Origin of the sequence: Serratia sp. ASV30 (genome assembly GCF_016428815.1) — a bacterium.
GTDB classification, from domain to species: domain Bacteria; phylum Pseudomonadota; class Gammaproteobacteria; order Enterobacterales; family Enterobacteriaceae; genus Chania; species Chania fonticola_C.
Map to the genome: position 1 here is coordinate 43,628 of NZ_JAELTL010000032.1, position 20,474 is coordinate 64,101.

Below are 20,474 nucleotides of genomic sequence, written 5' to 3' on the forward strand. Positions count from 1 at the left end.
CGGTAACCTTCACTTGTGCTATCGACCAGGAAAACCTGCCGCCATTTTACTCACCAGAGGGGGGGCCGCGGGCGAGTAATACCTATCCAAGTATATACTTGTCTTGTTACAAGCCACAGTGTTACGCACAACTTGGCTCCGTTTCAGTCTGACCATCGGTGACACCGGCTAAAGCAGGAACACGGTCGCCAACCCCAGAAAGATAAAGAAGCCGCCGGTATCGGTCAGGGCGGTGATCAGTACGCTGGAGCCCACGGCAGGATCGCGGCCCAGTTTGAGCATGGTCATCGGTATGATCACCCCCATCAGCGCGGCGACCAGCAGGTTGAGCATCATGGCCAGCGTCATCACGCCTCCCATTGCCAAATCGCCATACAGCAGATAGGTGACCAGCCCCATGATGCCGCCCCAGACGATCCCGTTGATGATGGCTACGCCCAGTTCTCTGAACAACAGGCGCGAAATATTGCCCTCTTCGATCTGATGCAGCGCCAGCGCGCGCACGATCATGGTAATGGTCTGGTTGCCGGTATTACCGCCGATACCGGCGACGATGGGCATCAAGGCGGCCAGCGCTACCAATTGTGAAATGGTGTGTTCAAACAGGCCAATAACTCTGGAGGCGATAAAGGCGGTACAGAGGTTGATTGCCAGCCAGGCCCAACGGGTTTTCACCGCCTTGCTGACCGGGGCAAACACGTCTTCTTCCGGGCTTAACCCCCCCATACGACGCAGAGTGGTGTCGCTTTCTTCGTTAACCACGTCAACGATTTCTTCGATGGTTAACCGCCCCATCAGTTTGCCTTTGGCATCGATCACCGGGGCGCTGATCAGGTCATAACGTTCGAACGCGCTGGCCGCAGCTTCGGCTTTGTCTTCCGGTTGGAAGGTGGTGGGATCGCTGTCCATCACCTTAAACACCGGGGTTTGCGGATCGTTAAGCAGGATCGCGGTCAGCGGTAGTTCACCTAACAGGGTATTTTTGCGATCGGTGACGAACAGTTTATCGGTAGCGTCCGGAATGGTTTTGCGTTGACGCAGGAAACGGTGTACGGCCCCCAAAGAGACATCAGGGCGTACCGAGACCAGCTCGAAATCCATCATCCAGCCGACGGTATCCTTGCCGTAATGCACCATCTCGCGCACCTGCTCACGCTGCTCTGGCTCCAGTGAGGTCAGCAGGCGGCCCATCAGGTTACGCGGCAGATATTGCGCCAGATAGGCCTGTTCATCGACATCCAGGGTTTTGATCGCCTTGAGCAGGTCTTTATCGCTCATCTCTTCGATCAGGCTATCCCAGACGGGTTCAGCAACTTCTACCAGAGTTTGGCCGCGCTTGGTGTTATCCACCAGCCGCCAAAGCGCCAGGCGTTCATCTTGTGGCAACGCTTCTAGCAGGTCCGCAAGGTCAGCGGCGTGCATATCTTGCAGCAAGTGGGTGATTTCGGCGGTATGATTAAGCAGTTCGCCTTCGCTGAGTTGTTTTTCATCCCCTGAGCGACCAAGAATGCCGTCAATCAAAGGGGCATTATTTAACAGTAGGCTTAGAATGCGCTGACGATACTCAGCGACTTTTTTGACGTTATGTGTTGCGGCGGACATGGAATTCCTTAACGCTGACTTGGCACACCGGGTTCCTTTTAGACTATCTTTAAAAGATAGAGCATAGCGGCAGTTGGCGTGATTTTTATCAATCTGATGGCGCAGGGTCAGCAGCTTTGGCGTGCCAGTGACTCAGGGTGATGGTCGCTTGGTAGGGCAAGATAATCACCGATTATCCACGCGGGCTTCCTGGGTCTGCGGTTCAGGCAGCGATCTTTTTTCCTGATGATGGGGAATAGCGGCAATGGCGGCATACAGCAGGCGACCGACTAGAATGATGAAACTGATCAGCAGCACGACTTTGGTCATGCGCCCGGTTGTGGTCTTTCTCATGGTTCATTGAGCCCGTCGGTTTTTCCCATTGGCATTGTTCAAGCACCGTTTGGGGCTGCCGCTGGTAAATGATGGTGGCGATTACTGTTGTTTGGCCTGCCATGGCTAACATTGATCTAAATTGTAAATGGAATTCTAGGCTCTGATGACAAAAGATGTCCATTTATTTCCGTGCGTTTGACTGAGCAATTTAGTTGTGGTTTATGTCCACCGCTTTTTAAGCGGTCACTCTAAATCCATGGGATATAGATTTTGTCTGATTTTTTGTTGTGTATTAATAGGTTATTATCAGCCTATGAAGTGGCGTATGGATTTTTCTTAGCCTTTTCTCTATTAATTGATCGTGGTCAAATCTTAAGCTATCGCAGAGAATAGAATTCACAGCCATTCTTGATGCTGGAAGTGCATGTCTCAGCTTGCTCCCCGAATGGTTCTGTGGTGGGATCGGATCCTGCCTTTTCTGCGATTTAAAACGCTTAAGCGACGAAGTGAATCACGCCTTAGCGGATACAGTGTCTTGATGGGTATTTTAAAGTTCTGGAATAATTTACGTGACCGTTGGTGGGGGCAGCCTATAGTGCTGAGCCTGCTGCTGGTGCCGCTTGCAGGCTGGCTATCGCCACGCCTGATGCTGCCTGATGGCAAAGTGTATCTGGTTTATCTACCGCTGGTGGTCTGCTTTTCTTTGCTGATGGTTTATGACTGGCGTGCCATGCCAGGCATCGCTTTGGCGATCCTCATCCGTTACTCCAACCGTTCCGGCAGCGAAGTCGACGTGATCATGACGTTGCTGTATGTGGGATGTCTGAGCATTTGCTGGTGGGGCTATCGCTGCCAGTCGCAGCGCCGCTGGTGTGTGGGGCTCACCGAGCTGAAGCTGGGTAAATACCGGCTGATCTGGCTGGTGCTGATGCCGCCAGTGCTGTTTATATTTGGTTTACAGCTGGTTATCGGCCTCGATTTTTTGCCGGACGAACTCGGCATGCTTTCCGGTAACGGTAATCATTTACACGCACTGATCAATTTTCAGGCGATCCTGATTGGCTGCCTGTCTTCCATGCAGTTGTTCTATTTCGCCTTACGGATCATTAAGAATCCCAAATTTGCCCGCGTACTGTTGGGAAGGATCCGCCGTGAGATGGCGCCGTCGGTCAAAAAGAGTGAGCTGCAACTGTGGTTGGTGGTGCTGATTGCCTTGGTGGTGGTACTTGCCTACCACACGGCAGATACCAACGCGATGCAGGTGCCCGACTACAGCCTGACGCTGTTATTGCCGGTGATGCTGTATAGCGCCATGCGCTTTGGTTATCTGTTCAACTGTATTATCTGGGCGGCGACTCTGCTGGTGCTGTTCTTTAACTATCCGGGCTATGTGCAGTGGGACAGCCTGCTGCATAACCTGACCATGATCTCGTCAATGATGCTGGCGTTCACCCTCAGTATTTTGCTGACTTCTGCGGTGCACACTCGCCAGCGAATGGATCATGCCAAGGCGCAAAACGCCTCTCTGAAAGATCCCGTTATCGGCCTGCCCAACCTGCGCGCATTGAAGCGCGATCTGGCCAAGGTGCCGCGCTCTACGCTGTGCTTCCTGCGGATTTCCGAGTTGGATTTGCTCAGCCGGAACTATGGTATGCAGTTGCGCATCCGCTTCAAACAGAAATTGGCGGGCAGCCTGCGCACGGTGCTCGAGGAAGGGGAAGACGTCTATCACCTGCCGGGGTACGATCTGGTGCTGCGGCTCAACGGTTCTGACGGTGAGGCACGGGTGGCCAAAATCCAGAGTACGCTGGAGAAGTTTCGTCTGGTGTGGAACGGTCTGCCAATCCATCCACCGCTGGGAATGAGCTACTGTGGAGTCTATTCGGAAGTGGAACATCTGCATCTGTTACTGGGGGAATTGAGCTCGTTGGCGGAAATGTCGCTGACCAGTGGTCGGCCTGAAAACGTGCAGAACGGTCATCATGTGGTGCAGGATGAAATCAAGCGCAAAGTCGCTTTGTTACACTGGGTGCAACGTTCGCTAGATAACGACGGTTTCATGCTGATGGCTCAACCGATTGTCGGGATTCGCGGCGATTCTTACCATGAGATCCTGCTGCGTATGCTGGATGATGAAGGTAACGTCATTCCTCCCAACGAATTTCTACCGGTGGTGCATGAATTTGGTTTGGCTTACCAGTTGGATATGTGGGTACTGCGCCAAACCCTGCAGTTTATGGCGCTCCATCGCGAAGGTATGCCTAGCGCGCGCTTTGCAGTGAATTTGTCACCGTCCTCGCTATGTCGCCCAAGCCTGTGCCAAGACGTGCGCGATGCCCTGCGGCAATACCAGATTGAGCCTTATCAACTGGTGCTGGAGGTGACAGAGTCTCATCTGGTGCAGGATGTGAAATATGCCAAGAACTCGCTGAAAGAGCTGCGTCAGTTAGGTTGCCGCATTGCCCTGGATGATTTTGGCACCGGCTATGCCACCTACGATCGACTGAAAGAGCTGCATGTCGATATCTTGAAGATCGATGGCAGTTTTGTGCAGGACATGCTGACCAGCAAGGTGGATTACCAGATCATTTCGTCAATCTGTAAAGTGGCGCTGATGAGAAGGTTGTCGATTGTGGCGGAATATGTCGAGTCGGCCGAGCAGCGCGATGCGCTTAAAAGCCTGGGTGTGGATTATATGCAGGGCTACTTTATCGGTAAACCTCAGTTGTTGGCGTCTCTAGTGCCGATGGAACCACAGTCGGAAGACGAAGAGTCTGACTGAGAGTATGCCCCTCACCCTAACCCTCTCCCACAGGGAGAGGGGACCGATCGAGTACGCTGATTTTTCTGCGCCATACTCCATCCGCGTTCTACTCCGCATATACCGGAGCAGCATAGGCCACCCAAACACTCCGGTCAGCTCCCTCTCCCACAGGGACCGATCGAGTACGCTGATTTTTCTGCGCCATACTCCATCCGCGTTCTACTCCGCATATACCGAAGCAGCATAGGCTAACCAAGCACTCCGGTCAGCTCCCTCTCCCCGTGGGAGAGGGTTGGGGTGAGGGGCACAAACGGCTGGATATTCCATTAAGATCTCAATCAAAACGTACTGAATACGGTGTGGGTTACGCCGCAGGTTTTGCGTCTGCGTCCTGCTCGCCTTCTTCTTCTATCACCAGTTTCCAGCCAACCACGTCATTCCAGTATTCCTGCTCACGCTCGAAATCGAGCTGTACCAGGTTATTCTGCGTCAGATAGCCCACTGGGAAGCGTAGCGTCCAGTGATTATCATCGGTTGTCAGGCGTAGAGTTTCCGGCGTGGTAGTGGCCTGACGCTGATTGTTAAGCAGGGTACTCAGGCGTAACAACTGGATCAGCGGCAGATAATATTTCTTCTTGAACAGGTTCAAGCGGGGTAACTCTTCGAGCTTGATCGCTTTACGCTGGAAGCGCACCAGCGCCGACAGCAGCAACTGCTGTTCCTGGTTGAAGCCCGGCAGGTTGGTATTTTGCAGAATATAGGCGGAGTGGCGGTGCATACCGCTATGGTTGATGCTCAGCCCCACCTCATGCAGCATGGCGGCCCATTTCAACAGCGCCTCCAACTGTGGCTGCACCAGTTTGGTATTTTGCGCCATCCACTGAGCGTACAACAGCTCGGTGGTATCGAGCACGCGCTTGGCCTGCTCGCGGTCAATATTATAGTGATCGGCCAGGCTTTTGGCCGTGCGGCTGCGAATATCCTGGTGGCGGAAGCGGCCTTCCATTTCATACAGCACACCTTCGCGCAGGGCTCCGTCTGACAGGCGCAGATCGCGGATTGCCAGCGCATCAAACACCCCACACAGGATCGCCAGCCCCGGCACAAATACCGATTGACGATCTTCCGACAGGCCCGGCAGGCTCAGGGCGCTGAAGTTTTTAAACTGCAACACCTGCTCAACCAGCAACTCCAGCCGTTCAAGGGTAATCAAACCGTCTTTTTCACCCATGGCCACCAAAACTTCGTGAGCGGCCTTGATGGTGCCAGATGCCCCCAAGGCATATTGCCAACCCTGAATGCGGTATTGCCAGGCCAGGGTTTCCAATTTTTGTGCGGCGGCCAGGCGTGCCCGCTTAAAGTTGGTTTTGCTGATCTCCCCATCTGGGAAGAACAGGTGGGCAAAGCTCACGCAACCCATGCGACGGCTCTCTGCCAGCAGAGGCTCGAAATCCTCCCCGATCACCAGTTCGGTAGAACCACCACCGATGTCGATCACCAGCTTGCGGCCTTTTTCCGGCTGAGTATGTTCGACACCCATAAAAATCAGGCGGGCCTCTTCCTGCCCGGCGATGATTTCGATTGGATAAGGGATCACTTTTTCCGCCCGCTTGAGGAACACCTCGGCATTCACCGCCTGACGCAGGGTGTGAGTACCTACGATCGTGACGTTATCCGCCGGGAACCCCTGTAATCGCTCGGCAAACAGCGCCAGGCAGGCCAAGCCGCGCTCCATGGCTTCTTCACTGAGCACGTTTTCGCTGTCCAATCCATCGGCAAGGTGTACCCGCTGTTTTAAACGGCCTAACACCTGTAAGGCGCCGTTAACGACGCGGGCGATCACCATATGGAAACTGTTCGAGCCAAGATCGATGGCAGCGATTTCCTGTGGCTTATTATTGGTTGCAGTGCTTTTTAGCGGCATAGTTGCTGGCCTAGTTGTCCGGTTGTTCCAGAGCTTTTAAATACTCATAAATGGCCACCTGTGCACGGACCTTACGGCGATTGCCACGCGGTACATACTGGTTGCTCAGTTCTTTATCGATATAGCGTGCCTTGACCGTATCGCTGAACAGCAGCTCCAGAATGTCCAGAACGCGCTGCTTGAGCGCCGGATCCAGCAGCGATACTGCCACTTCGATACGGTAATCTATGTTACGGGTCATCCAGTCGGCGGAAGAGAGGTAAACCCGTTTGTCACCTTTGTTTTCGAAAACGTATACCCGATCGTGTTCCAGAAAACGGTCGACGATGCTGATAACCTGAATATTGTCACTAATGCCCGGCAGGTTGGGGATCAGCGAACACATGCCACGTACCAACAGACGGATTTTCACGCCGGCAGCGGCAGCGGTATATAACCGATCTACCAGCCCTTTATCCACCAGATTATTTATTTTCAACATAATAGCGGCGTTTTCACCGGCTAATGCGTTGGCAATTTCACGATCGATCAGATCGTACAGCATACGGCGGGAGTTCTGCGGCGACACCATCAGGTTGTCGAAGGAGACCGGCCGGTACGGATTTTCAATAAAATTGAATACCCGGCGTACTTCGTTAGTGATGCGCGAATCGGCGGTCAGCAGCGAGTAGTCGGTGTAGATACGGGCGGTTTTTTCGTTAAAGTTGCCGGTACCAATATGAGCATAGCGCACAATATCGTCGCCTTCACGGCGCGAAATCAGGAATAGTTTGGCGTGAATTTTCAGCCCCGGTGCGGAGAAGATCACGTGCACCCCGGCCTCGGTCAAGCGTTTGGCCCAGTGGATGTTGGCCTCTTCGTCGAAGCGTGCCTGTAGCTCCACCACCACGGTCACTTTCTTGCCGTTATGCGCCGCATGGATCATCGATTCGATAATGCGCGAGTCTTTGGCTACCCGATAGATATTGATTTTTATCGCCAGCACGCTGGGATCGAACGACGCCTGACGCAACAGCTCCAGCACGTGTTCAAAGGTGTGGTACGGGTAATACAGCAGCACGTCTTTTTCGCGGATGGCATCGAAGCCGTTGCGGAATTTATCGAACCAGATATGCCGCAGGCGCGGTAACGGGCGATTGACCAGATTGGCCTTGCCGACGTTCGGGAAGCTGATGAAGTCTTTAAAATTGTGGTAACGGCCACCGGCAATCACCGAGTCGTAATTGGATATCCCCAGCTTGTTGCGTAGCAGCTCCACCATCTCGTTGGGCATATCGCGCTGATACACAAAGCGTACCGGCTCGGCGGTCAGGCGCTGTTTCAGGCTCGACGACATCAGTTCCAACAGGCTGGATTCCATTTCGGTCACCAGATCGTATTCTGCATCGCGCGTCATTTTCATCGAATAGGCGTTGAGCGCGTCATAGTCGAAGAAGCCCTTGAAGATGTCGTCCAGGCAATAGCGCAGGATGTTATCCAACAGGATCATTGGCTTGCGTCGGCGGGGGGCTTCCGGCGGCAGATTGACGAAACGGGGCACTTTATCGGAAGGAATTTCCAGTAACGCATAATCGATGCGCGTACCGCGAATGATCTCCACCGCCAGATAGGTGTAATCGTCCTTCAGGAACTGCACCAGATTGGTGTCGTGATTGATCAGGATCGGCGTGATGTGCTGGCGCAAATGATGCTTGAAGTATTGCCGCAGCCAGATTTGCTGGTTCTCCGACACCTGGCGCTCGTTGATCAGGAAGATCTGGTTGCGCGCCATCTCCAGCAGCAGATCGTTGTACAGGCCGTCGAACTCCTGATCGGTCTTCAGCACCTTGGCCTGAATTTTTTTCAGCAAATGACGTGAAGCGCCACCTGAACCCTGTTCTTCGCTAATCAAGATGCGCCGTTTCAGATCGGCAAAGCGGACTTTGTAGAATTCATCCAGGTTATTGGAGTAAATGCCCAGAAATCGCATGCGCTCAATCAAGGGATTGCTCTTATCTGCGGCTTCCTGCAACACGCGTTCATTAAAGGATAACCAGCTTAATTCTTTGTCGATGTAGAGCTTTTCCTGACCCATTGCTACTCCAGTTCAATTTTAGAAAAGGATCGGACTTATCGCCGAATACCGCTCTAGTGTCCTTCTTCATTATTGCGAGAGATTGACAACAATGTCCAACATATCTGCGGAGTTATCCCGCCGCATTGCCCGCCACAAATTGTTATTCCTCCATCGTGGTACCCGGCAACTTTGTCATGCAAACGTCACAAAACTGACATAAGATGCCCGGTTATCTTTGGGTGCAAGCCCGACAACGGAACCGACGACAGGCAAATGGCACAGACAACGCTTAACCAACATCCCCGGGATCGCCTGCGTGCGCACGTTGATCGTGGCGTACAAGGGGCCGTGACCGTCAGCGGGCTGCTGGTATTGATGACGCTGATGCTGATCTTTGTCTATCTCTTGCTTTCGGTTTTACCGCTGTTCAAACCGGCCTCGCTAGGCACTTCGCGCGTATTGCCAATGAGCTACAGCTCCCCGGCGCTGGCCATTGGGATGGACGTACAGCAGCGTATTGGTTATCGCATCGATCGCCAGGGGGAAGGGCATTTTTATCCGTTGCAGGCACCGAGCAATAACCCTGCACAGCAAACGCTATTGAGCCAGCCTACATTATTGGCTCAGGCGGTTGGAGAGCGTGACCTGTTTGCCCTGGCTCGCGGGGATGGCCGATTGGTGGTTGCCCAAGCAGATTTTGCACCGGCGGGCGGTGGTGAACCCCAGTGGCGTTTCCCGCTGGGGCAGGAGCCCTTGGCGTTTGATCCCCATGGGCATGCATTGACATTGCTAAGCCTGGCACAAGTCCGCCAGGCCAATTTCCTGCTGGCGGCGGTAACGGACGACAATCGGCTGCTGTTTGGGCGTTTCAGCCCGACGCTTCAGGGCCAACCCACGGAAATCCCTTTGGCCGACGCACCACAACAACTACTGCTAACGCCGGATGGCCGCCAGCTTTATCTGTTAATCGGTAACCAACTGGCCCGCTATCAGATTGAAGGGACGCAACCGCAGCTGCGTGAAACGCGAATCCTGGGTGAACATCCTCCCTACCGCCTGACGGCGTTGCCAGGGGGGAGCGCATTACTGATCCAGGCTGGCGACGGCAGCCTGCGTGAATGGTTTGACGTGGAGAAAAACCAGCGCTACCAGTTAGCACCGATACAGCAATTTGCCCATCAGACTACCACGCAGGAGTTGTTGGTCGCCGAGCCGTATCGGCGGGTATTCGCCACCTTGCAGCCGCAGGGCGAGTTCGCCTTGTTTTCCAGTATCCAGTCCAAGCCGTTGCTCAAGGACAAGCTCCCCGCCAACGTACAACAGATGGCGTTTGCCCCACGTGGCGACGGTCTGTTGCTGGAAACGGCCCAGGGTTGGCAGCATTATGCCGTGGATAATCTCTATCCAGACGTCACCTGGCGTTCACTGTGGCAGCGGCTGTGGTATGAGAACTACCCTGAGCCGGCCTATGTGTGGCAATCCACCTCGGGGGAAGATAGCTACCAGGCTAAATTCAGCCTGATGCCGGTGATCTTTGGCACCTTCAAGGCGGCGGCGTACTCCATGTTATTCGCCATCCCGCTGGCGTTGGCCGGGGCGATTTATACCGCCTGCTTTATGTCGGCAGGGTTAAGGCGGGTCGTCAAACCGGCGGTCGAGGTGATGGGCGCGTTGCCAACGGTGGTGATTGGGCTGGTGGCCGGTATCTGGCTGGCACCGATGATCGAGCGTTATCTGCTGGCCGTGTTGGCTTTGCCGTTCTTGTTGGCAGGGGTCGTGCTGTTATGCAGTTGGCTGGTTAACCGATTTATGAGGCGGCCTTGGTCACCGGGTTGGGATTTACTGTTGCTGTTACCGGTGGTGGTGCTAACGGTTTGGCTGGCGCTTGCCGTAGGACCTTGGCTGGAGCTTAAGCTGTTTGGTGAACCGCTGCATTTCTGGTTGGGTGAGGACTTCGATCAGCGCAATACGTTGGTGGTGGGCGTGGCGATGGGCTTCGCACTGGTGCCGATTATCTTTTCGCTGGCAGAGGATGCGTTATTCAGCGTGCCAGCCTCGCTTAGCCGGGGTTCATTGGCTCTGGGGGCCACCCAGTGGCAAACCGTATTGCGAGTGGTGCTGCCCTCCGCCAGCGCCGGTATTTTCTCTGCGCTAATGATCGGTTTTGGCCGCGCGGTGGGGGAAACCATGATCGTGCTGATGGCCACCGGCAACACGCCGCTGATCGACGGCAGCCTGTTCCAGGGCTTACGGGCGATGGCGGCCAATATCGCTATCGAAATGCCAGAGGCCGTCACGGGCAGCAGCCATTATCGGGTCCTGTTCCTGACCGCGCTGGTGCTGTTCATCTTTACCTTTGTGTTTAACACGCTGGCGGAGGCGGTACGTTTACGCTTGCGTAAGCGCTATACGCTGAACCAGGAGACACCATGAGAAGCTGGGTTAAAAGCGGCTCCCCGTGGATTTGGCTGACGGCGGCATCGGTGGCCATCAGCCTGCTGGCGCTGATCGGCATTTTACTGCTGCTGGCCGGGCAGGGGACGCGTTATTTCTGGCCCAGCCCAGTCTATCAGTTCGAGCTGAATCAGACGGCCGCAGGCCCGGTAACGGTCGTGGGTGAGCTGTATCAACGGCAGACGATCTCGCGCCAGCAATTGCAAGACGCCGGTGTTGCATTGCCACCAGGAGAAGCACAAAGCTTTATCCGTTACTTGATCAAAGTGGGGAACCGGGAAAACGAAGGGCAGGATTTTCGTACTTTGCTGGCCAGTGACGTCAGTAAAATGACCACCCCTCGCGACTTATTGGTGTTGGAGCGCAACAGTCGCGGCACCGCTTACGGCTACCTGGCCGGTTTACTGGAAGATGGCCAACCGTTAACCGGCAGCGATCTGAGCCAGGCGTTGCAACAGCGCTTGCCGCAGATTGCGGCGCTGACGCGACAGGCACATGATATTCAGTTTCGCGACATGGCACGGATTAACGAACAGTTTGAGCATTTACGCCTGCATGAAAAGAGCCTGCAGCGTGAGAATAAGCTGGATGCGCGCTGGCAAGCCTCTATCCGTGCCGAACGGCAGGAGTTGCAACGCCAATACCGTCAGCTTGCAGGCAAGCTGCAAGGATTGGAACGCGATCGCCAGCGTGATGCCTTACTGCTGCGCGACATGCACGGGCAGGTTCACACCATTGCCCTGAGCCAGGTGCGCGATGCCTGGTATCCGAACGACATGAGCAGCGGGCAGAAGCTGGCGCACTGGACCAAGCAAATACAAAAATTTCTGACCGACAGCCCACGGGAAGCCAATACCGAAGGGGGCGTGTTCCCGGCGATCTTTGGTACCGTGTTGATGGTGATCCTGATGTCGATCGTGGTGATGCCGTTTGGCGTGATTGCCGCCGTCTATCTGCACGAGTATGCCGGTAATAATCTGCTGACGCGGCTGATCCGCATCTCCGTAGTGAATCTGGCAGGGGTGCCGTCGATCGTCTACGGGGTATTTGGTCTGGGATTCTTTGTCTATATGGTGGGAGGCTCGCTCGATCGGCTGTTTTACGCCGACTCCTTGCCGAACCCAACGTTCGGCACACCGGGAGTGCTGTGGGCCGCCTTGACCCTGGCCTTGCTGACCTTGCCGGTGGTGATTGTCGCTACTGAAGAAGGGTTGTCGCGCATTCCCGTTTCGTTGCGCCAAGGGTCATTAGCTCTGGGAGCCACCCGGGCGGAGACCCTCTGGCGGATCGTGCTGCCGATGGCGGCACCGGCGATGATGACCGGCCTGATCCTGGCCGTAGCACGAGCGGCTGGGGAAACAGCTCCGCTGATGCTGGTTGGCGTGGTGAAATCGGTACCGGTGCTGCCGGTGGACGATATTTTCCCCTATTTGCACCTGGAACGTAAATTCATGCACCTGAGCTTCCAGATCTACGATATGGCATTTCAGAGCCCCAGCGTAGAAGCAGCGCGGCCACTGGTGTTTGCCACGGCATTCCTGCTGGTGTTAATTGTTGTTGGGTTGAACCTGACGGCAATGGGTATCCGGCATTCGCTAAGGGAGCGGTATAAAGCATGGTCGCAGTAACAAGGTTAAATCTTTTGGGGAGTGCCAAATGAGTCTGATAACGCCGGGCAGCCTACCCCGGTTGGACGTCCAGCATCTTGCCGATGAGCATACCGCGCTGGCGGTCAACGGCCTGGATCTGTTTTATGGTGACAAGCAGGTGCTGCACAATATTTCCCTGCGCATTCCCAAACACCGGGTGACGGCGCTGATCGGTCCTTCTGGCTGCGGCAAGTCGACGCTGTTGCGCTGCTTTAACCGGATGAACGATCTGGTGGAGCGCTGCCGGATTGACGGCGAACTGCAGCTTAATGGCGAAACCATTTCCGGCCCGCAGATTGACGTTGCCGCTTTGCGGCGGCGCGTGGGCATGGTATTTCAGCGGCCAAACCCGTTCCCGAAATCGATCTACGAAAACGTGGTTTACGGCCTGCGCTTACAGGGCGTCCGTGACAGGCGCATTCTGGATGAAGCCGTGGAGCGATCCTTACGTGCCGCCGCGCTGTGGCATGAGGTGAAAGATCGGTTACGGGAAAATGCGTTCCGCCTATCCAGCGGCCAACAACAGCGGTTGGTGATTGCACGGGCGATCGCGGTTGAACCGGAAGTGTTGTTGCTCGATGAACCGACCTCTGCGCTGGATCCGATTTCCACCTTAACCATCGAGGAATTGATTTCGGTGCTGAAACAGCGCTACAGCGTGGTGCTGGTGACCCACAACATGCAGCAGGCTGCGCGGGTTTCAGATTATACGGCGTTTATCCACCAGGGGACGCTGGTGGAATATAACGATACCGACGCGATTTTCACTTCGCCACGCCAACGCCGTACAGAGGATTACATTACTGGCCGCTATGGCTGACGGGCGAGGAGCTTAATTGGCATGCTTGCTCGGCTGTGCGGTCGGTTGTTCCTGCTGTTCAGTTTCAACCTTTTTCAGTGTGGTCACTTTTGCCTGAGCGGGCTGGGCCTGTGGAGGCGTTTTTTGCATCAGTTGGGACTGACCAATAAACAGGCCGCCTTTCTCGATGGAGATTTCGTCGGCGAAAATATCACCGCGCATGCTGCCCTTCGGCTGGATTGACAGCGAGTCGGCGAAGCAACGGCCTTCAACGGGGCCATTGATCATGATTTGCTGGGCGCGGATCTCGCCTTTGACATGGCCGCTGGTTTCAATGCGCACCATGTGGCTGCAAATGATGTTTCCCTCAACTCGGCCTTCGACAATGATATTGCCATCGCCTTCGATCACACCGGTGAACAGCGCACCATTGGAGATAAAGGTGTCCTTCTTGGCACGGATTGGCTTGATGGCGTCGGCAACTTCAGGCAGGGCGTTTGGCTCAGAGTGAGCAGCCGGCTGAGGCACGGGCTGATCGATCAGCTCCTGCGCTTTTTCCTCACTAACGGCTTTATTTTTCTTATTGAATGATAGCATTTGATCCATCCTTGTTATTTTGTAGATAAACGCCAGCGTTGCCAACAGTGCCAGGACCAAGGCGGCCAGCAGCGCGCGTTTTAAGTAGATACCGGTGAAGCTGATCCCTGTCAGCCAGAGAACGATGGACAGCGCCCATAATCCCCAGACACACCATAATAAGTTGTAATTACGCATGTTTTTCAGGCCGTTTGAAGTCCATTCGCCGCGAAAGTGCGGGATGCCAGGCGGCAGCCAGCGTGACGGTTCCTGTAGGGCTATCCGTAGTAGCGAGTGATGATACCTAATAATGCTAGCTAATTCACCACTCGCTTGACCAACCCAGGATATTCTGAAGTTGCCAAAAAATTGATTATTTGTATGATTTTAAAGGTTAAATTGATTTTTTGCATGAATATCGAGTGCGGACACACTCTGTCAAACAACTCAACGACATTACTCCGGCAACCGGCGTAAGATGGCTGGTCACTCACATCTGGAGGTTGTATGTCTTTATCGATTTATGCCCATTCCCCATTGCAGTTTGTCCGTGGTTTGCAGATCCTGTCGGCGTTACTGAAAAAAGGTGAGCAGTTCTTGCAGCAGAAGCAGCAGGCTGAAAGCGTGCTGTTAGAAGCTCGACTGGCGCCAGATATGTTTCCACTGCTGCGGCAAGTACAAATTGCCAGCGATGCTGCCAAAGGCGCAGTGGCCAGATTAGCCGGGCAGGAAGTACCGTCCATGCCGGATAACGAAGCCAGCTTTGCCGAGCTATACCAGCGTATCGAAAAAACCATCGCCTATGTGCAGGGCTTCCAGGCGGCAGATTTTGCCGAGGCCGATGACCGCAACATTGAGATTAAAAGCAAAACGCGTGACTTCCACTTCACCGCGCAAGATTTCCTGCTGACTTTCGCCATCCCCAACTTTTATTTCCACCTGACCACCGCCTATAACATCCTGCGTAATCAGGGTGTGGAAGTGGGGAAATGGGATTATCTGGGCGCGAAGTAATTCTGTATCTTTCGGGGAGAAGAATATCTCCCCGATTGGCTGTTATTTAACCAATGGCTTATCACCAGACTGGGCAGTCTTGAACTTCGCCAAATACTGCGGCTGGAAGATGCACATGCGCAGCACGGTGCGGTATGCGCCGCTAACGAAGAATTCGTCAATCAGTTCGCCTTCGACCTCAAAGCCCAGCTTGCTGTAAATATGGATCGCCTTCGGGTTTTCTTTATCGACGATCAAATACAGCTTATACAGGTTAAGTACCGAGAAGCCGTAGTCCATCGCCAGTTTGGCGGCGGTGCTGGCGTAGCCTTTTCCCTGATGCGCCGGATCGATGATGATCTGGAATTCGGCGCGGCGGTGGATATGGTCGATCTCTACCAGTTCAACCAGCCCGACCTTGGCCCCTTCATGCTCGATGATAAAACGCCGTTCGCTCTGATCGTGAATGTGTTTATCGTACAGATCGGAAAGCTCGACAAAGGCTTCATAAGGTTCTTCGAACCAGTAGCGCATGACGCTGGCGTTGTTATCCATCTGGTGAACAAACGCCAGATCTTCCCGCTCCAGCGGGCGCAGCCTGACGTTGGTGGTGCTCGACATACAATCTCCTAGGTATCAGTAATCTGGCAAAAGTATAACCCCAGCAACAGATTCAAGGCGAAAAAAAACGGTACCGTGAAAGGCACCGTTTAGATTGCGGTTAAATTGCGGATCAGTCGGCGGCATAACCTTGTGCTGACAGGCGTTCGCCGTCCAGCCAGGCGGCGTTATCGCGCATTGCCAGCCGCCCTTCAATAAACCAGCTCACCACCAGAGGGTATATGGTGTGTTCCTGGGTCTGCACCCGCTCAATGACTTCATCTTCCTCGTCACCGGGGAAGATCGGTACCTTGGCTTGCAGGATCACCGGGCCACCGTCGAGCTGCTCCGTGACGAAATGCACCGAAGTGCCATGTTCGGCGTCGCCGTTGTCGATAGCCTGACGATGGGTATGCAACCCAGGGTATTTCGGCAGCAGGGAAGGGTGGATATTCAGCATGCGCCCGGCATAGTGCTGCACAAAGGCGTTGCTGAGAATGCGCATATAACCGGCCAGTACCACCAGATCGGGTTGGTATTGGTCGATAGCCTGCGCCAACGCGGCGTCAAAGGCTTCGCGATCGGCAAAGGCTTTGGCATCCAGCGCTTGAGCGGCAATGCCAGCCTCTTCGGCACGCTGCAGGCCATAAGCCTGCGCGTTATTGCTGAATACCGCCACGATAGTGGCGGCGATCCGGCCCTGTTGGCAGGCGTCGATCAGTGCCTGGAGATTACTCCCCTGGCCGGAGACCAACACCACAATCTTTTTCATCACTGGATGACCACTTGTTGTTCGTCAGAAGAAGCGGCCAGTTTACCAATCTGCCAGGCTTTTTCACCTGCGGCGGTCAATATTGCGATGGCTTTTTCTACCGACTCCTGTGGCAGCGCAATCACCATACCGACACCGCAGTTAAAGGTACGGTACATTTCATGACGGCTCACGTTGCCCGCTTGCTGCAACCAACTAAACACGGCTGGCCACTGCCAGCTCGATTCGTCGATCACCGCCTGCATCCCTTCTGGCAACACGCGTGGGATGTTTTCCCAGAAGCCGCCGCCGGTCAGGTGAGCAATCGCGTGCACTTCCACTTTCTCGATCAATTCCAGTACCGATTTGACGTAAATCCTGGTCGGCTCGAGCAGATGATCTGCCAGCGGTTTGCCTGCCAGGTCAGTGGTGGTGGGGTCGGTCTTGCTCACTTCGAGGATCTTGCGCACCAGCGAATAACCGTTGGAATGCGGGCCTGAAGCGCCCAGAGCGATCAGCGCATCGCCGGACTGTACTTTGCTGCCGTCGATGATCTCGGATTTCTCAACCACGCCCACGCAGAAACCGGCGACGTCATAGTCTTCACCGTGGTACATGCCGGGCATTTCGGCGGTCTCGCCACCCACTAACGCACAGCCGGACTGTTTACACCCTTCGGCAATCCCGGTGATCACGCTGGCGGCGGTATCCACATCCAGCTTGCCGGTAGCGAAGTAATCGAGGAAGAACAAGGGTTCAGCGCCCTGAACCACCAGATCGTTAACACACATCGCCACCAGATCGATACCGATGGTGTCGTGGCGTTTTAAATCCATCGCCAGACGCAGCTTGGTGCCCACGCCGTCGGTGCCGGAAACCAGTATCGGCTCGCGGTATTTTTGCGGCAACGCGCACAGGGCGCCAAAACCGCCCAGTCCACCCATCACTTCCGGGCGGCGGGTCTGTTTCACTACACCTTTGATGCGGTCTACCAATGCGTTGCCAGCATCGATATCGACACCTGCGTCTTTATAGCTGAGAGAGGTTTTGTCGGTCACTGCGCGATCCCCACGACGGTTTGCGGTTTGAGAACGGTGCTTCCGGCGGTGGTGCCGGAACCAGGCGCGGCAATTCTAACAGCGCAAGCAAACGTTTGCGAGAACCATGTGAGCCCGCTCGAACTTTTCGTCTTCTATACTGTTGATCACGCTTTTGTTGATCTCGATCCGGCTATTGGTAGTGGCGTCGGAAGCAAAAGGCGGTATAATCCGGCGATTTTTTTGGCCGTCAACCACCTTAATAGGAGAAAAATGATGAAGATCGTTGAGGTGAAACACCCGCTGGTTAAGCACAAGCTTGGTCTGATGCGCGAACACGATATCAGCACCAAACGCTTTCGTGAGCTGGCTTCTGAAGTGGGTAGTTTGCTGACCTATGAAGCGACCGCCGATCTGGTGACAGAGAAAGTTACCATCGAAGGTTGGTGTGGGCCGGTTGAAGTTGAGCAGATTAAAGGGAAGAAGATTACCGTAGTGCCAATCCTGCGTGCCGGTCTGGGCATGATGGAGGGGGTGCTGGAGCACGTACCGAGCGCTCGTATCAGCGTGGTTGGGGTTTATCGTGATGAAGAAACCCTGGAGCCGGTCCCTTATTTCCAGAAACTGGTTTCCAACATTGATGAGCGCATGGCGCTGGTGGTTGACCCAATGCTGGCTACCGGTGGTTCGATGATCGCCACTATCGACCTCCTGAAGAAAGCCGGTTGCAGCAGCATTAAGGTGCTGGTGCTGGTCGCCGCTCCTGAAGGGATCGCCGCGCTGGAGAAAGCGCATCCAGATGTTGAGTTGTATACCGCTTCGATCGATCAATGTCTGAATGACAAAGGGTACATCGTGCCTGGCCTGGGTGATGCAGGTGATAAGATATTTGGTACCAAATAATAAATAAGCCGACCTGAGAGTCGGCTTTTTAATGCCCTTTGGATTGCCAACCCTGACAATCCATTGAGCATTGATCACCAAGCCAACACAACTGATACTAACTCAGAGGAAAAACACCCCATGACCCGTCGCGCCATCGGCGTTAGTGAACGCCCGCCGCTGTTCCAGACCATCCCACTCAGCTTCCAGCATCTGTTTGCCATGTTCGGGGCCACCGTGCTGGTGCCAATCCTGTTCAAGATCAACCCGGCGACGGTACTGCTGTTTAACGGCGTGGGGACATTGCTATATCTGTTTATCTGTAAGGGCAAGATACCGGCCTATCTGGGCTCCAGCTTTGCGTTTATTTCACCGGTGTTGCTGCTGTTGCCGCTGGGGTATGAGGTTGCACTGGGTGGCTTTATCATGTGCGGCGTGCTGTTCTGCCTGGTCGCGCTGATCGTCAAGAAAGCCGGAACCGGCTGGCTGGACGTGATGTTTCCGCCTGCGGCGATGGGCGCAATCGTTGCCGTCATCGGTTTGGAGCTGGCGGGCGTGGCGGCCAACATGGCCGGGCTGTTACCGGCGGAAGGCACCTCCGCAGACAGCACGACCATCACTATTTCACTGGTGACGCTGGGTGTTACCGTATTAGGCTCGGTGCTGTTCCGCGGTTTCCTGGCGATTATCCCGATCCTGATTGGTGTGTTGGTAGGCTATGCGCTGTCGTTCTTTATGGGCGTGGTGGATCTGACGCCAATCCGTGACGCACACTGGTTTGCCTTGCCGACCTTCTACACGCCGCGCTTTGAGTGGTTTGCCATCTTCACCATTCTGCCTGCGGCATTGGTGGTAATTGCCGAGCACGTTGGTCACCTGGTAGTCACGGCAAACATCGTTAAAAAAGACCTGCTGCGCGATCCAGGCCTCCACCGCTCAATGTTTGCCAACGGGATTTCCACCGTGATCTCCGGCTTCTTCGGCTCTACACCGAACACCACCTATGGTGAGAACATCGGTGTCATGGCCATCACCAAGGTTTATAGCACCTGGGTGATCGGTGGAGCGGCAATTCTGGCCATTCTGCTTTCCTGCGTAGGCAAGCTGGCGGCGGCGATCCAGGTGGTACCGGTGCCGGTAATGGGCGGTGTTTCCCTGTTGCTGTATGGCGTGATTGGTGCTTCGGGTATCCGCGTATTGATCGAATCCAAGGTGGATTATAACAAGGCGCAGAACCTGATCCTGACCTCGGTGATCCTGATTATCGGCGTTAGCGGCGCGAAAGTGCATATCGGTGCAGCAGAGCTGAAAGGTATGGCATTGGCGACCATCGTCGGCGTCGGCCTGAGCCTGTTGTTCAAACTGATCAGCCTGTACCGCAAGGAAGAAGAAGTGATCGATGTGCCAGAAGAGCGACTGGACCAAAAATAATCGGCATAGGTCTATTAGCCTGCTGGTAGAGTGGGCCTGATGGTGATTGTGCCAATATTACTCACCTTAACGGTGGGAATATTGGCTTCATGGTCAGGCGATGTCTCTTGAGTGCTTCCAGGCCCACGATAGCCTGCTTGCTGCATCATGATAGCAGGCTATTGAGCAACAGGGGCGTGCATCTACCATAGGTTGCCCGCTTATAACCGATTACAGTAAAAGACCGGAATGTCGGTTTCATAGATAAAGTACCCTTGCTTACCTGCTGGACGTATGGTGTAGCCTGACAAACTGTTTATTTTAGAAAAAACATCTGGCACAATGCGTTTTTCGATATTTTCAGGGATGGTATCTCGGGCATATTTATTGATATAGAGGGTTTTAAAAAAATACAAGCCATTATCGTCAACTTGGTAGCTGACGATGATATCACGTCTGATAAAGTAAGTGTTCTTTCCATCATTAAAGTTTGCAGTTATTGAGAATTTACCTCTTCCATCATCTTTATCGCTGTCGCCCTGTCTCTTATACACATCTGACGCTGACGACGATGCCAACTAAAAAAGGGGGGGGGGGGGGGGGGGGGGGGGGGGGGGGGGGGGGGGGGGGGGGGGGGGGGGGGGGGGGGGGGGGGGGGGGGG

At 54.5% G+C, this 20,474-nt stretch carries 16 protein-coding genes; 7 read left to right on the forward strand and 9 right to left on the reverse strand.

The window, feature by feature from the left end:
* Window positions 1-168 precede the first annotated feature (168 nt).
* A complete protein-coding gene (gene mgtE, locus JHD74_RS15270; protein ID WP_024527046.1) occupies window positions 169-1,602 on the reverse strand; it encodes a magnesium transporter in 1,434 nt (477 codons plus the stop codon).
* A gap of 165 nt (window positions 1,603-1,767) precedes the next feature.
* Window positions 1,768-1,935, reverse strand: a complete 168-nt coding sequence (locus JHD74_RS15275) for a YfgG family protein (RefSeq protein WP_065686557.1) — start codon at window positions 1,933-1,935, stop codon at window positions 1,768-1,770.
* 520 nt (window positions 1,936-2,455) lie between these two features.
* On the opposite strand from JHD74_RS15275, the gene JHD74_RS15280 reads away from it, so the two are divergent.
* Window positions 2,456-4,699, forward strand: a complete 2,244-nt coding sequence (locus JHD74_RS15280; protein WP_024527047.1) for an EAL domain-containing protein — start codon at window positions 2,456-2,458, stop codon at window positions 4,697-4,699.
* Window positions 4,700-5,045: 346 nt separating this feature from the next.
* On the opposite strand, the gene ppx is transcribed toward JHD74_RS15280, so the two are convergent.
* Together ppx and ppk1 are read right to left on the reverse strand one after the other, a co-directional pair.
* Window positions 5,046-6,605 carry an exopolyphosphatase gene (gene ppx / locus JHD74_RS15285; RefSeq protein WP_024527048.1) on the reverse strand — a complete coding sequence of 520 codons (1,560 nt, stop codon included), beginning with the start codon at window positions 6,603-6,605 and terminating at the stop codon, window positions 5,046-5,048.
* A gap of 10 nt (window positions 6,606-6,615) precedes the next feature.
* Window positions 6,616-8,679: a polyphosphate kinase 1 gene (gene ppk1 / locus JHD74_RS15290; RefSeq protein ID WP_024486375.1), complete on the reverse strand. Its 2,064-nt coding sequence runs from the start codon at window positions 8,677-8,679 to the stop codon at window positions 6,616-6,618.
* Between the two features lie 255 nt (window positions 8,680-8,934).
* On the opposite strand from ppk1, the gene JHD74_RS15295 reads away from it, so the two are divergent.
* The 3 genes from JHD74_RS15295 to pstB are packed head-to-tail and all read left to right on the forward strand — an operon-like array spanning window position 8,935 to window position 13,584.
* The gene (locus JHD74_RS15295) at window positions 8,935-11,094 is read left to right on the forward strand and encodes an ABC transporter permease subunit (RefSeq protein ID WP_199063010.1); all 2,160 of its coding nucleotides are present in this window, start codon (window positions 8,935-8,937) and stop codon (window positions 11,092-11,094) included.
* Window positions 11,091-12,743, forward strand: coding sequence for a phosphate ABC transporter permease PstA (gene pstA / locus JHD74_RS15300; RefSeq protein ID WP_199063011.1), 1,653 nt, complete (start codon window positions 11,091-11,093; stop codon window positions 12,741-12,743). The genes JHD74_RS15295 and pstA overlap by 4 nt, the downstream gene beginning before the upstream one ends.
* A gap of 28 nt (window positions 12,744-12,771) precedes the next feature.
* Complete coding sequence (gene pstB / locus JHD74_RS15305) at window positions 12,772-13,584, forward strand: phosphate ABC transporter ATP-binding protein PstB (RefSeq protein WP_074031434.1); 813 nt, start codon at window positions 12,772-12,774, stop codon at window positions 13,582-13,584.
* 12 nt (window positions 13,585-13,596) lie between these two features.
* Here the strand turns inward: pstB and JHD74_RS15310 are convergent, their stop codons facing one another.
* The gene (locus tag JHD74_RS15310) at window positions 13,597-14,337 is read right to left on the reverse strand and encodes a polymer-forming cytoskeletal protein (protein ID WP_233169550.1); all 741 of its coding nucleotides are present in this window, start codon (window positions 14,335-14,337) and stop codon (window positions 13,597-13,599) included.
* Window positions 14,338-14,646: 309 nt separating this feature from the next.
* On the opposite strand from JHD74_RS15310, the gene JHD74_RS15315 reads away from it, so the two are divergent.
* Complete coding sequence (locus tag JHD74_RS15315; protein WP_024527053.1) at window positions 14,647-15,153, forward strand: DUF1993 family protein; 507 nt, start codon at window positions 14,647-14,649, stop codon at window positions 15,151-15,153.
* 42 nt (window positions 15,154-15,195) lie between these two features.
* Here the strand turns inward: JHD74_RS15315 and speG are convergent, their stop codons facing one another.
* The 3 genes from speG to purM all read right to left on the reverse strand — a co-directional run bounded on the left by speG (window position 15,196) and on the right by purM (window position 17,541).
* Window positions 15,196-15,753, reverse strand: coding sequence for a spermidine N1-acetyltransferase (gene speG / locus JHD74_RS15320; protein WP_024527054.1), 558 nt, complete (start codon window positions 15,751-15,753; stop codon window positions 15,196-15,198).
* A gap of 112 nt (window positions 15,754-15,865) precedes the next feature.
* On the reverse strand, window positions 15,866-16,504 hold the full coding sequence (gene purN, locus JHD74_RS15325; protein ID WP_024527055.1) for a phosphoribosylglycinamide formyltransferase: 639 nt from the start codon (window positions 16,502-16,504) through the stop codon (window positions 15,866-15,868).
* Complete coding sequence (gene purM / locus JHD74_RS15330) at window positions 16,504-17,541, reverse strand: phosphoribosylformylglycinamidine cyclo-ligase (RefSeq protein ID WP_199063012.1); 1,038 nt, start codon at window positions 17,539-17,541, stop codon at window positions 16,504-16,506. Before purM ends, purN begins: the two co-directional genes overlap by 1 nt.
* Window positions 17,542-17,796: 255 nt before the next feature.
* Here purM and upp point away from each other — a divergent pair, with 255 nt between their 5' ends.
* Window positions 17,797-18,423, forward strand: a complete 627-nt coding sequence (gene upp / locus JHD74_RS15335) for a uracil phosphoribosyltransferase (RefSeq protein WP_024484908.1) — start codon at window positions 17,797-17,799, stop codon at window positions 18,421-18,423.
* Window positions 18,424-18,543: 120 nt separating this feature from the next.
* Window positions 18,544-19,833: a uracil permease gene (gene uraA, locus JHD74_RS15340; protein WP_021178765.1), complete on the forward strand. Its 1,290-nt coding sequence runs from the start codon at window positions 18,544-18,546 to the stop codon at window positions 19,831-19,833.
* A 200-nt stretch (window positions 19,834-20,033) separates the two neighbouring features.
* On the opposite strand, the gene JHD74_RS15345 is transcribed toward uraA, so the two are convergent.
* Window positions 20,034-20,366, reverse strand: a complete 333-nt coding sequence (locus JHD74_RS15345) for a hypothetical protein (protein WP_199063015.1) — start codon at window positions 20,364-20,366, stop codon at window positions 20,034-20,036.
* Between the last annotated feature and the right edge of the window lie 108 nt (window positions 20,367-20,474).

Bases quoted from the DNA above. Each gene is read 5' to 3' on its own strand.
- upp (WP_024484908.1), top strand. From the start codon at position 17,797: ATGAAGATCGTTGAGGTGAAACACCCGCTGGTTAAGCACAAGCTTGGT.
- JHD74_RS15280 (WP_024527047.1), top strand. From the start codon at position 2,456: ATGGGTATTTTAAAGTTCTGGAATAATTTACGTGACCGTTGGTGGGGG.
- pstB (WP_074031434.1), top strand. From the start codon at position 12,772: ATGAGTCTGATAACGCCGGGCAGCCTACCCCGGTTGGACGTCCAGCAT.
- uraA (WP_021178765.1), top strand. From the start codon at position 18,544: ATGACCCGTCGCGCCATCGGCGTTAGTGAACGCCCGCCGCTGTTCCAG.
- JHD74_RS15275 (WP_065686557.1), bottom strand. From the start codon at position 1,935: ATGAGAAAGACCACAACCGGGCGCATGACCAAAGTCGTGCTGCTGATC.
- JHD74_RS15295 (WP_199063010.1), top strand. From the start codon at position 8,935: ATGGCACAGACAACGCTTAACCAACATCCCCGGGATCGCCTGCGTGCG.
- JHD74_RS15310 (WP_233169550.1), bottom strand. From the start codon at position 14,337: ATGCGTAATTACAACTTATTATGGTGTGTCTGGGGATTATGGGCGCTG.
- JHD74_RS15315 (WP_024527053.1), top strand. From the start codon at position 14,647: ATGTCTTTATCGATTTATGCCCATTCCCCATTGCAGTTTGTCCGTGGT.
- mgtE (WP_024527046.1), bottom strand. From the start codon at position 1,602: ATGTCCGCCGCAACACATAACGTCAAAAAAGTCGCTGAGTATCGTCAG.
- ppx (WP_024527048.1), bottom strand. From the start codon at position 6,605: ATGCCGCTAAAAAGCACTGCAACCAATAATAAGCCACAGGAAATCGCT.
- speG (WP_024527054.1), bottom strand. From the start codon at position 15,753: ATGTCGAGCACCACCAACGTCAGGCTGCGCCCGCTGGAGCGGGAAGAT.
- purN (WP_024527055.1), bottom strand. From the start codon at position 16,504: ATGAAAAAGATTGTGGTGTTGGTCTCCGGCCAGGGGAGTAATCTCCAG.
- ppk1 (WP_024486375.1), bottom strand. From the start codon at position 8,679: ATGGGTCAGGAAAAGCTCTACATCGACAAAGAATTAAGCTGGTTATCC.
- pstA (WP_199063011.1), top strand. From the start codon at position 11,091: ATGAGAAGCTGGGTTAAAAGCGGCTCCCCGTGGATTTGGCTGACGGCG.